Below are 12,141 nucleotides of genomic sequence, written 5' to 3' on the forward strand. Positions count from 1 at the left end.
GAAATACTCAGGGGTGCGGAGAGAAAATTTTTTTGATTTTGTTTCTCAAATCACAAAAAATTCTTCTGCAGCTCCCCAGCATGTGCGATGAATACAACTGCCCAAAACAACCACCCACAAACGACAAAACCCCTGGCAAAACACCAGGGGTTCGTCGTTAGCCTACTGTTAGCACGCTAAAACACGCACCATCATTCAGCTTATTGGCTTTCCAAGAAGGATTTCAGCTTGTCAGCACGGCTAGGATGACGCAATTTACGCAATGCCTTCGCCTCAATCTGACGAATACGCTCACGCGTTACATCAAACTGCTTACCTACCTCTTCCAAGGTCTGGTCAGTGCTCATCTCAATACCGAAACGCATACGCAGCACCTTGGCTTCACGAGGTGTCAGAGAATCCAACACTTCTTTCACCACGCCACGCATGTCGCCATGCAACGCCGAATCAGAAGGCGATACGGTGTTGTTATCCTCGATGAAATCGCCCAAGTGGGAATCGTCATCATCACCAATAGGCGTTTCCATGGAAATAGGCTCTTTGGCGATTTTCAGAATCTTGCGTACGCGATCTTCTGGCAAATCCATCTTCTGCGCCAAGGTTGCTGGATCAGGTTCTACACCTGTTTCCTGCAAGATCTGACGGTTGATACGGTTCATCTTGTTGATGGTTTCGATCATGTGCACAGGAATACGAATCGTACGTGCCTGGTCAGCAATAGAACGCGTAATCGCCTGACGAATCCACCATGTAGCATAGGTAGAGAATTTATAACCGCGACGGTATTCAAACTTGTCTACGGCTTTCATCAAACCGATGTTACCTTCTTGGATCAAGTCCAAGAATTGCAAACCACGGTTGGTGTATTTTTTCGCAATGGAAATCACCAAACGCAAGTTAGCTTCGGTCATGTCGCGCTTCGCTTTACGAGCTTTGGCTTCACCGGTCAGCATGCGCTTGTTAACCTCTTTCAGGTCTTTTAGCGACAGCACAACACTGGTTTGCAAGTCGATCAGCTTTTGCTGCACTTCTTGAATCGCAGGAATATTACGTTCCAAGGTTTCAGCATAAGCAGGCGTAGCAGCAATCTCTTGTGTTACCCACTCCAGATTGGTTTCGTTGCCAGGGAAACTCTTAATAAAGTGCGAACGTGGCATTTCAGCGCGGTTGACACAGATATTCAGAATTTCACGCTCATGCGCACGAACTTCAGCGACTTGGTTACGCATCGTATCAGCCAAGCGCTCTACCATTTTGGCAGTAAAACGCACACCCATGAATTCCTCAAGGATGGCTTCTTTAGCTTTCAGGTAACCTTCGCTGCGGTAACCTTCCTTCTCAAAGGCGGTACGCATTTTCTCGAACCAATCGCCGATCAGATCGAATTTCTTCAGTGATTTAGTACGCAGATGCTCCAATTGCTGGCTGCTCATGCCGCCTGCAGGACCTTCGTCGTCTTCATCACGTGTTACACCTGAGCCCGCGTATTCTTCGCCGTCGTCGTCAATCAGACCATCAACAACTTCGTCGATTTCCATGGTGCCGCCACGTACTTGCTCTACATAAGAAAGCACTTCTTTCACTGTAGTTGGGCAAGCGGCAATCGCCATGATCATGTGTTTCAGACCGTCTTCGATACGTTTGGCAATTTCAATCTCGCCTTCACGTGTCAGCAACTCTACTGAACCCATTTCACGCATGTACATACGTACGGGGTCTGTGGTGCGGCCAAAGTCGGAATCAACCGTGGTCAATGCGGCTTCAGCCTCATCGTCCACATCGTCGTCGCTGGATGCAGAGGGAACGGTATCGCTCATCAGCAAGGTGTCAGCATCAGGGGCTTGGTCGTAAACCGAAATACCCATGTCGCCAAACGTGCCGATGATACCTTCAATTGCTTCAGCATCAACTAAATCGTCAGGCAGGTGATCGTTGATTTCGCCATAGGTCAGGTAACCACGGTCTTTACCCAGCTTGATCAGGGCTTTCAGGCGGTTACGACGAGCTTCTTGCTCTTCTGGCGTCAACTGACCACGGCCACCAAACACATCGCGTTCACCGCGACCACGTTTAGCGCCTTTTTTGCTGACAGGTTTCAGATCAGGGATAACCTCGTCACTGTCGTGCAGGTCATCATCTTCATCGTCAAAATTCGTGTTTTTAGCAGGACGCCCACGACGACCTGGGACAGCAGCGACTTTAGCTGCAGCTTTGGCAGCTTTTTTAGCAGCTTTCTTCGCAGTTTTTTTCACTGCGGTGCCATCTTCACTTGTAGCGGCAGCCTTTTTCGCCACTTTTTTAGCGGCTTTTTTAGCTGCCGGCTCAACGTCTACAGAGGTGTCGTCAGAGGCCGCCGCAGCTGCCATCACAACACGTTTTTCATCTTCTGTAGTCACCGATTTCTTACCAGTCGTTTGTGTCATAGTGGATCCCATAGATGTGGCAATGCTAAGCAGCATAATGCCACAGGACAAAACGCAATCGGGTAATCGCCAAACCACTGGATGGACAAGGTGACATGAGTTTTCTGATCAGTACTGTATAAGTGTCCCTGCTATTTGGCTAAGGGCTAGATTAATCAGAATACAGCTGCATGTCGTGCCACATGTTCAAAAGAACAAGGCCCTTTCCCTACCAATGGTTTTGCAAACTACCTAAACCTTATATTTTACTTCAGTTGTGAACCAGACGCATCTTTAAAGCGGGCTCTACGCTTGGAAAGTTCAGAAAACCGTCGGCGCGATGCCTCATCGGGCAGTCCGCCCTTCACCAACGCCTCTAACTCTTCTCCCACCAACATTTGTTCCACACGACACAAGGTATCTTGTAGCTCTTGCTGTGGACTAGGCAATTCTTCCTCTGCCAATAAATCAGTAGTCAGCGCTATAAGCATCTCACCAAGCTCAGTGTCTGGATCAACCGCCTCCAATAATGCACCAGAGTGCTTGGCATCACAAACATTAATCAGTGCAATTAACTCTTGTACAAGTAGTAGATTGGGGCTCTGTACAATAATTTCAAGTTGCTGATCCGCTAAACGGCTCACCAACTCGGGATGAGCAGCCAACAAACGCAATAAACGCTTAGCTAATGGCATGACGGTACGTGAGCGGCTTTCACCACCAAAACCACCGCCGCTATTAGGCGCTTTTCCACGTTGACGTCGGCGTGGCTTACTCGTACCCGTGGATGGCATGTCGTCATACGGCATCCCACCAAAATCACCATACGGTACACCATCATCAAAAGGAATATAGTCATCAGGTGGACCATATTCCATCGCGGGTGCGTCCTGATAATCGGCAGCACCTTGTGACATAGCCACCGTAGTGCCCGCAACCGAACTTAAACGCTGTTGCAGCTCTTCTGGTGTCAGTTGCACCAACTTTGCAAACTCATTTTGAATTTGCACAGCCAACGTAATATCAGGCAGGCTTTTCAGTAACGGTAATGCCTCATGTACACACGCTGCCCTGCCCTCTGCTTCGTTTAACGCATGGGTTTCAGCAAATGCATCCAACATAAAGGTCGATAATGCACTGGCCTTACCGGCTTGCTCTCTAAACGCATCAGCCCCAAACTCACGCACAAATGAATCCGGGTCATGCCCTTGTTCTAAGAACATAAAGCGCATTGCCACATCATCGCGCACCAATGGCAAGCACGTTACCAGTGCACGCCATGCTGCTTTACGGCCCGCTTGGTCGCCATCAAAGCAAAACACGATTCTGTCGCTGCTACGAATCAGCTTCTTAATATGATGTTCGCTGGTTGCGGTGCCTAAGGTTGCCACAGCATTAGCCAAGCCATGCTGCGCTAAGGCCACCACATCCATATACCCCTCAACCACCACCACAAAGCCTTCATCACGAATGCCTTTGCGCCCTTCCCATAAACCATAGAGCTCATGCCCTTTGGAAAACAAGGAGGTCTCGGGAGAGTTCAGGTACTTAGGTTCACCCTTTTCTATTAATCGCCCACCAAAACCAATAATATGGCCGCGACTATTACGTATGGGGAACATGACTCGCTGCCTAAACCGGTCATAGCGACGTCCGTCGTCACTTTCTATCACCAGCCCAGACTCGATTAACAGCGGGTCTTCGTAATTGGGGTACACGCTACTTAAGCCACGGCGCTCATTACCACTCCAGCCTAGGCCGAAAGTTTTGGCAATTTCACCGGTTAAGCCACGTTGTTTTAAATAATTTTTGGCCGCTTCGCTACGTTTCAGTTCTTTCAGGTAGTGTTCCTGCGCAGCATCTAAAATTTGCTGGTGACGTGAAACTTCGACTTTACGGCGCTGATCGGCAGCGCGTTGCTGCGGACTACGTGGTGCTTCAGGCACCACCATGCCCACCTCATTGGCAAGACTGCGAACGGCCTCAGGAAAACTAGCCCCTGTATGCTGCATTAAAAAGGTGACAGCAGAGCCATGCGCACCGCAACCAAAGCAGTGATAAAACTGTTTAGTCGGGCTGACGGTAAAGGAGGGGGATTTTTCGTTGTGAAAAGGGCAGAGTCCAAGCAGGTTGGCTCCACCCTTTCTTAACTGCACATAGCGCCCTACAACATCGGCAATATCGATGCGTACGAGCAGTTCCTGAATAAAGGATTCAGGAATCAATATAGGCGTGGAGGCAGTTGCTGGCTACGAATGCGCTTGTAGTGGCGCTTTACTGCGGCGGCGTGTTTACGCTTGCGCTCAGCAGTTGGCTTCTCGTAGAACTCGCGTGAGCGCAGTTCGGTCAGCAGACCTGTTTTTTCAATAGTGCGCTTAAAACGGCGCATTGCGACCTCGAAAGGCTCGTTCTCTTTTAGGCGAACAATAGACATGTAGTTCTAAATTCAGTTAGTAAATCAATCAAAAGCACTTTCTGCCTGAACAAAAAGGCCACTAGGGCAAAAACATACGTTGCAGTCGCACTACATTATGATCCAGACCACAACATATGACACGTATCAGCGACGTCAGATGTAAGCAAAACCACTTACAACCAAGCTACCATGCTTCGCCCAGCCCTTTTGTATCAAACCGCAAAAGGCATACGGGTTAGCCTTACAGAATACCACGAAACACCAAGACAATAAAGATGTGAACCGCTTAAAACTCACATATGCCTTAATTCTTCGTGGCACTACCTGCGACTATTAGTTACTACTACGACCTTTACGGATCCAAGGCTCTAGCTGATGAGGACGAATGCTATCGTAATCCTCAAATGGCTGGTGAATCCAAGGGTTCGTAGGCAGGTGATCTACGTGGTAATCAGGCTCTACCGTTGAGTGCCCTTTCCACCACAATACACCAGTACGCAATTCGTTAATTGCTGGGAACTGCTGACGTAGGTGATCGCGCACGCGTTTAAAGGTCATGCCTGTATCAACCATATCATCCAGCAATAATACATTACCATCCAGCGTACCGCGTGTGATAGTAATAAATTGCGCAATATCCAACGCCCCTTGTTGGGTACCAGCCGCTTCACGGTAGCTACTGGTTGCGAGGATACCTAGAGGTACATCGTAAATACGAGAAATGATATCGCCCACTCGCATACCACCACGAGCCAAGCAGACAATCTTGTCAAACTTCCAGCCGGACTCATGAATGGTTAATGCCAGACGTTCTATCAGACGGTGATACTCATCCCAACTTATCCAAAGATCACTATCGGTGTTTGGGGGCAAACTCATAAAAATTCCTGACTGACAAACAAAGTAGAATCATATCACTGCCTACGCCTGAAAATCATCAACCACCATACAATCATCGCCCTCATGATGATAAAAACGCACAAGGCGGCTAAAAATAGCCGCCTTGTGCGTTAAAAATACCTAACTGCGTTTAGTTCGTAAACGGGTCACGCAAGACAATCGTTTCACGACGGTCTGGACCTGTAGACACCATATCGATAGGCACATCGCAAATTTCAGCAATACGCTCTAGGTAACGACGAGCATTTACTGGCAATTTATCGTATTCAGTCACGCCCACTGTGGTCTCCGACCAACCTGGCATTTCTTCCAATACAGGCTCAGCACCAGCAACCGCATCAGCACCGTATGGCAGCACATCAAGGAATTCGCCGTTGTAACGGTAGCCCACACCAATTTTCAGTGTTTCCAAGCCATCCAGTACGTCTAGCTTAGTCATGCACAAACCAGTGATCCCGTTGATCATGACGGAACGTTTCATGGCAGCGCCATCAAACCAACCACAACGACGAGCACGGCCTGTTACGGAACCAAACTCTTTACCAACCGTGGCCATACGTGTACCCACTTCGTCGTGCAACTCGGTAGGGAATGGACCTGAACCCACACGTGTGGTGTAGCACTTAGCAATACCCAATACGTATTCCAACTGCTGAGGGCCTACGCCTGCACCCGCCGAGGCCGCGCCTGCCAAGCAGTTGCTGCTCGTTACGAATGGGTAGGTACCGTGGTCGATATCCAGCAATGCACCTTGCGCACCTTCAAACAGCAGCTTCTGCCCTGCTTTCTTCGCGGCGTACAGATTGCTAGACACATCAGCCACCATAGGCTTCAGCGCTTCGCTATAGGTGCGAACTTGTTCCATCACTTGCTCGATAGAAACAGCCTCAGCACCCAAATACTGGGTCAATACAAAGTTGTGGTATTCCAGAATCTCTTTCAGTTTTTCTTCGAACTTCACCAGATCAAAGAGGTCTTGTACACGCAAGGCGCGACGTGCCACTTTATCTTCGTAAGCTGGCCCGATACCACGACCTGTAGTACCGATTTTGGCATCGCCCTTACGACGCTCACGCGCTTGATCCACAGCGATGTGGTAAGGCAGAATCAATGGGCAAGCCTGAGAAATCTGCAAACGTTCGCGCACATTCAAACCAGCAGCTTCCAACTCAGCAATTTCTGCCAGCAAAGCTTCTGGAGACAACACTACACCATTACCGATGTAGCAAGTAACGTGGCTGTGCATAATGCCTGATGGAATCAAGCGCAGCACAGTCTTTTGACCGTTAATCCAAAGGGTGTGGCCCGCGTTGTGACCACCTTGAAAACGTACAACGCCTTGGGCAGATTCGGCAAGCCAATCAACGATCTTGCCCTTACCTTCATCACCCCACTGCGTGCCGATGACTACAATATTCTTGCTCATGTTACGTACTTAGAAAAATAGGAACGGCTACGCCGCTCAACCACCAAAAACCACGCGAACCCACACTTATGCGGAAATCGCCCTTAATTGCCACTGATCCGACTCCAGAACCAGCTCTCTGTCGAAGATGAACTCATCTTGAGTTTGAGGTTGATCCGGGAACATCTGTATCACGATTTTCCCTGATTCACGCAAAGCCGAAATAGCTGCCAGCAAAGACTCATCCAACCCCCACGGGGCACGAATGGCTTGTGTTGCCGTAGCAGGCTGCAACCCACCCGACAATTTACGCAAATCCAAACTAAAACCAGTTGCGGGACGTGAACGGCCATAGACTTTACCTACGCCGTCGTAACGCCCACCGCGAACCAGTGCATCATGCCAACCCGGTGCATACACGGAAAAAACGGCGCCTGTGTGATAGCCGTAGCTACCCGCCATATCTGCCAAATCCATCGCCAACGTTTCGCCTGGCAGCGCTGCAACCAGCACCTCCAAGCCATCTAACGCCGAAACGATTTCAGGCAATGCTGGCAGTTTTTTTCGTGCAGCATCCAGAGTTGTATTGACCTCGCCATACAGGCTGGTTAATACCAACAAATGTTCTATAACAGCAGGATTACTCCCTGCAACTGAAGCCCCCAACGCCTGAATACCAGGCATATCTTTGGTGCTCAACAGATCAAAAATATCTGCCGAATGGGGGACTAAAGCAGGATCCTGATTAATCAGTGCCTGACCAATGCCAGGGAAATTCAAATCAAGGCTAGCGCCCTGCACACCCGCAGCGGCAACACTAGCTAGAGCCAAACGGATGATTTCAATATCCGCTTCTACTCCAGCACAACCGAACACCTCTGCACCAATTTGCAGCAGTTCACGATCAGCCATCAAGCCGGTAGGACGCGCATGCAACACAGGACCACAATAGCACAGGCGAGTTACCCCTTCCCGGTTCAGCAAGTGTGCATCCACACGTGCAACCTGCGGCGTCATATCAGCGCGCACACCCATGGTGCGGCCTGACAACTGGTCCACCAACTTATTGGTTCGCAAGTTTAATTTTGTACCGGAAACGGCCTGTAAGGATTCCAGATACTCTACCAGGGGCGGCATGACCAGTTCGAACCCGTAGGTACGATACAGATCAAGCAACTTTCTACGTAGTTCCTCGATTCGTCGAGCTTCTGCAGGCAGAATATCAGCCAGACTTTCGGGTAACAACCAATTTGACATGTCTAAGACTCGTGCGGCGTAGTCAATCAATACACAAACAACAAAAAGGCGACTTGGGGCGTAAGCCCTCCAAGTCGCCTGCGAAATGGTGTAATAACTTACACGTTAGTATAAACGAAACTTGCCTTGCTGTGGCAAGCCCGTCTATACCAATTGTGGTTTAACGGGAATCCTTAGTCTGAGACCAGAAATTAAAGAACTCCGAATCAGGGCTGATTACGAGGATATCGTTTTCAGAACTGAAGGCGTTACGGTAGGCCTCTAAGCTGCGGTAGAAACGGTAGAACTCTGGATTTTTACCGTAGGCCGATGCATACACACCAGCGGCTTCAGCATCACCCTCACCACGAATAGCCTGAGACTTCGCATAAGCCTCTGCCAGCATTTCTTCACGAGTACGATCAGCCTGCGCACGAATACGCTCGCTTTCCGCCATACCGGTTGCACGCAAACGGTTAGCCTCTTGCTTACGCTCGGCTTCCATACGACGGTACACCGACTCGGAAATTTCGGGCACAAAGCCAATGCGTGTCAGACGTACGTCTACCACTTCCACCCCAAATGGGCGTGCGCGTGCCGCCACCGCATTCAGTACCTCACGCATGATTTCGTCACGCTCAGAAGCCACTACGTCTTTTACGGTACGTACGTTAACAGCCGCGTTCAGCGCATCGCGAATCTGTGCTTGCAAACGCTCTACAGCACCACGATCAGACGCACCAAATGTCACGTAGTACTGGCGTGGGTCAGAAATACGCCATTTCACGTAGTAATCAATCAGCAAGTTTTTCTTTTCTGCTGTTTGAATACGCTCAGGCTCTTTGTTCTCAATTGTCTGCAAACGCTTATCCAAAAACACTACGTTTTGGAAAGGAGGTGGCAGTTTGAAATACAAACCGGGTTTGGAAATGGATTCTTTCACTTCACCCAGCGCAAACACCAACGCCAGATCACGTTCGCGTACGATAAAAACAGATGATAGCAATACCGCCAGGGCGATGGCCAAGGCGATCAATGCTGGAAACAAACGATGCATTGTGATCTCCTAGCGGGAATAAGGCGAGTAAAGGTTAGGCAAGTTATTACCTTGCGTAGACGCTGCCGCTGCTGGACGTGGCACCTCAGTTGCTTTGCTGGTTGTTGCCGCTGTCGCTGCAGCAGACACCGCCGCATCGCTACCGTTAGTTGCCGAACCTGTCACAGCTTTCGCTGCCTGACTGGTGATTTTATCCAGTGGCAAATACAGCATATTGCTGCCAGCAGGTAAATCCACCATAACCTTGGCACTTTGCTCCAAGATCTCTTGCATGGTTGTCAGGTAGAGACGATCACGCATCACACCCGGTGCTTTAACGTATTCTTTCTCTACGCTAGTAAAGCGCGCTGAGTCACCCTGTGCGTCACCAATAACGCGGGCTTTGTACCCTTCAGCCTCTTCCATCATTCTCGAGACTTGGCCTCGTGCTTCAGGAAGAATCTTGTTAGCGTATGCATTACCTTCGTTAATCAGACGCTCTCGGTCTTGACCCGCTTTCACTGCATCGTCAAACGCTGCCTGAACTTGCTCAGGCGGCTGAACGTTCTGAATCGCTACCGTACTGATCTCAATACCGGTTTTGTACAATTCAAGAATGCTTTGCGCCAGTTTTTGCACATCTTGCGCAACCACGGTACGACCCGAGTACAAGATGGAATCCATAGGCGTACGCCCCACTACTTCACGCATGGCTGTTTCTGCGGCTTGACGCACAGCATCATCAGGGCCCACGGTATTAAACAAGTAGTCAGGTGCACCACCCGGCTGCAAGCGGTACTGCACAACGAATTGCACATCCACAATACTTTCGTCCTGCGTCAACATCAGTGACTCAGGCAGAACTTTATTACGGGAGTTACCACGATAGCCCAATTCGATAGTACGCAATTGCGCAACGTTTACGTCTTGGTGCTCTTCGATAGGGCTAGGCCAACGCCATTGCAAGCCTGGGCCCAATGTTGTGGTGTATTGACCAAAGCGCGTAACCACCGCGACCTGACCCTCTTCCACAATCATGAAGCCACTTGCCAACCAAAAGCCCACGGCAGCTATACCAAGCCCCATGAAAATCTTTGGTGAGCCTTTAGGCATACGTGGTGTGTTGCCACCTGCACCACCTGGCGGCTGATTGCCACCATGGCGCTGCTTACGACCAAACACCGAACCCAAACGGTTATTAAAATCACGCCAGACCTCGTCTAGATCAGGCGGACCCTCTTGACCGGACTCAGGACGACGAGGAGGCTGCTGATCGCCTTTTTTCTCGCCGCTGCGACCCCAACCGGGATCATTCAAGTTGTAAATTCTGGACATTAAACGCATTACTTTCTGAAAGTTGACCTGATTCGGCAATCGCTTCGCGTAAATAGTCTAGCCCAACCCGCTCAAGGGCGCTGACAAAGACACGCAAAATCTTACCATGTTCATCGCGCTCGATCCTAGGTTCAAAACCTGCTTGATCGATCTTGTTATAGACCAGCACACGAGGTATCTGTGCCGCCCCAATATCATCCAGTACTTTATGTACTTCGTGAATTTGCTCGTCACGCTGTGGGCTAGACGCATCCACCACGTGCAGCAGCAAGTCTGCATGCACTGTCTCTTCGAGCGTAGCACGGAATGCAGCAATCAATGCCGGTGGTAGATCACGAATGAACCCCACCGTATCCGACACCACTACCTGCCCTGTACCTTCAATCCAGATTTTCCGGGTTGTAGGGTCTAGCGTGGCAAATAACTGGTCTGCCGCATAGGCATTTGCACGAGTCAGTGCATTAAAAAGTGTGGATTTTCCGGCGTTGGTATAACCAACCAAAGCAACCGTTAAGGTACTGCTGCGCATACGTGCTCGGCGTTGTGTAGCACGTTGTCGCTGCACTTTTTCAAGACGCTCACGCAACTTGCGTACTTTGTCACCAATCATTCGGCGGTCCAGCTCAAGCTGTGACTCACCGGGTCCACGTATACCTATACCGCCCTGCTGACGCTCTAAGTGCGTCCATAGTCGAGTTAAACGTGTAGATAAGTGCTGTAGCTGCGCGAGCTCCACCTGCAACTTACCTTCATGGCTTTGCGCACGTAAGGCGAAGATATCAAGAATTAGCGCTACCCTATCCACCACGCGACGGTTAAATTGTCGCTCTAAGTTTCGCTGTTGCGCTGGACTTAAGGGGTGGTCAAACAGGATAAGCTCAACTTCGTGAGCCTCTGCGATACGTACAGCTTCTTCAACCTTGCCCGAACCTATGAAGTAGGCCGCATCTGGTTTACTGCGTTTAGCCACCACCACATCGGCAATGACCGCACCAGCACCAGTCGCCAACATCACAAACTCTTCAGCATGTGCTTGGTAGTCTGGTTCGCCCATGTCCACACTGATAATCAGCGTCTTCATCGGCTACCCCTAAAATAAATACCCGCCCATCTGTAGCGATAAGCGGGTATTGGGAAGATGGCACTACACTTATTCAGCGTCGTCATCCGCTTTCAGGGATACGGGACGAGCAGGTACCACAGTGGAGATGGCATGTTTGTAAACCATCTGAGTCACGGTATTACGTAGCAGCACTACGTACTGATCAAATGATTCGATTTGCCCCTGCAATTTAATACCGTTTACCAGATAGATGGATACAGGGATATGTTCCTTACGCAGGGCGTTTAAAAATGGGTCTTGTAATATTTGCCCTTTATTGCTCATTGGCTAAACTCCAATTGTGTTGTT

At 49.7% G+C, this 12,141-nt stretch carries 10 protein-coding genes; all 10 read right to left on the minus strand.

What is annotated here, in order from left to right; genetic code table 11:
* Positions 1–200 precede the first annotated feature (200 nt).
* Positions 201–2,423 carry an RNA polymerase sigma factor RpoD gene (gene rpoD / locus GY634_RS09005; RefSeq protein ID WP_423227296.1) on the minus strand — a complete coding sequence of 741 codons (2,223 nt, stop codon included), beginning with the start codon at positions 2,421–2,423 and terminating at the stop codon, positions 201–203.
* Between the two features lie 245 nt (positions 2,424–2,668).
* Positions 2,669–4,627: a DNA primase gene (gene dnaG, locus GY634_RS09010; protein ID WP_166408215.1), complete on the minus strand. Its 1,959-nt coding sequence runs from the start codon at positions 4,625–4,627 to the stop codon at positions 2,669–2,671.
* Positions 4,624–4,836 (minus strand): 30S ribosomal protein S21, encoded by a 213-nt coding sequence (rpsU, locus tag GY634_RS09015; protein WP_166408216.1) that lies wholly within the window; start codon positions 4,834–4,836, stop codon positions 4,624–4,626. The genes dnaG and rpsU overlap by 4 nt, the downstream gene beginning before the upstream one ends.
* A 315-nt stretch (positions 4,837–5,151) precedes the next feature.
* Positions 5,152–5,697 carry a phosphoribosyltransferase gene (locus GY634_RS09020; RefSeq protein WP_135861973.1) on the minus strand — a complete coding sequence of 182 codons (546 nt, stop codon included), beginning with the start codon at positions 5,695–5,697 and terminating at the stop codon, positions 5,152–5,154.
* Positions 5,698–5,848: 151 nt separating this feature from the next.
* Positions 5,849–7,144 (minus strand): adenylosuccinate synthase, encoded by a 1,296-nt coding sequence (locus tag GY634_RS09025; protein WP_166408217.1) that lies wholly within the window; start codon positions 7,142–7,144, stop codon positions 5,849–5,851.
* A 66-nt stretch (positions 7,145–7,210) separates the two neighbouring features.
* On the minus strand, positions 7,211–8,380 hold the full coding sequence (locus tag GY634_RS09030) for an ATP phosphoribosyltransferase regulatory subunit (protein WP_166408218.1): 1,170 nt from the start codon (positions 8,378–8,380) through the stop codon (positions 7,211–7,213).
* 160 nt (positions 8,381–8,540) lie between these two features.
* Complete coding sequence (gene hflC, locus GY634_RS09035) at positions 8,541–9,416, minus strand: protease modulator HflC (RefSeq protein WP_166408219.1); 876 nt, start codon at positions 9,414–9,416, stop codon at positions 8,541–8,543.
* Positions 9,417–9,425: 9 nt separating this feature from the next.
* Complete coding sequence (gene hflK, locus GY634_RS09040; protein ID WP_166408220.1) at positions 9,426–10,739, minus strand: FtsH protease activity modulator HflK; 1,314 nt, start codon at positions 10,737–10,739, stop codon at positions 9,426–9,428.
* On the minus strand, positions 10,705–11,811 hold the full coding sequence (hflX, locus tag GY634_RS09045; RefSeq protein ID WP_166408221.1) for a GTPase HflX: 1,107 nt from the start codon (positions 11,809–11,811) through the stop codon (positions 10,705–10,707). The genes hflK and hflX overlap by 35 nt, the downstream gene beginning before the upstream one ends.
* A gap of 69 nt (positions 11,812–11,880) precedes the next feature.
* Positions 11,881–12,117, minus strand: coding sequence for an RNA chaperone Hfq (gene hfq / locus GY634_RS09050; RefSeq protein ID WP_135861985.1), 237 nt, complete (start codon positions 12,115–12,117; stop codon positions 11,881–11,883).
* Between the last annotated feature and the right edge of the window lie 24 nt (positions 12,118–12,141).

The organism is Paenalcaligenes suwonensis (assembly GCF_011290505.1).
Lineage (GTDB): Bacteria > Pseudomonadota > Gammaproteobacteria > Burkholderiales > Burkholderiaceae_B > Paenalcaligenes > Paenalcaligenes suwonensis.

Excerpts from the sequence above, each read along its gene's own strand:
- rpoD (WP_423227296.1), bottom strand. The coding sequence starts at position 2,423 with ATGACACAAACGACTGGTAAGAAATCGGTGACTACAGAAGATGAAAAA.
- rpsU (WP_166408216.1), bottom strand. The coding sequence starts at position 4,836 with ATGTCTATTGTTCGCCTAAAAGAGAACGAGCCTTTCGAGGTCGCAATG.
- GY634_RS09020 (WP_135861973.1), bottom strand. The coding sequence starts at position 5,697 with ATGAGTTTGCCCCCAAACACCGATAGTGATCTTTGGATAAGTTGGGAT.
- GY634_RS09025 (WP_166408217.1), bottom strand. The coding sequence starts at position 7,144 with ATGAGCAAGAATATTGTAGTCATCGGCACGCAGTGGGGTGATGAAGGT.
- GY634_RS09030 (WP_166408218.1), bottom strand. The coding sequence starts at position 8,380 with ATGTCAAATTGGTTGTTACCCGAAAGTCTGGCTGATATTCTGCCTGCA.
- hflC (WP_166408219.1), bottom strand. The coding sequence starts at position 9,416 with ATGCATCGTTTGTTTCCAGCATTGATCGCCTTGGCCATCGCCCTGGCG.
- hflK (WP_166408220.1), bottom strand. The coding sequence starts at position 10,739 with ATGCGTTTAATGTCCAGAATTTACAACTTGAATGATCCCGGTTGGGGT.
- hflX (WP_166408221.1), bottom strand. The coding sequence starts at position 11,811 with ATGAAGACGCTGATTATCAGTGTGGACATGGGCGAACCAGACTACCAA.
- hfq (WP_135861985.1), bottom strand. The coding sequence starts at position 12,117 with ATGAGCAATAAAGGGCAAATATTACAAGACCCATTTTTAAACGCCCTG.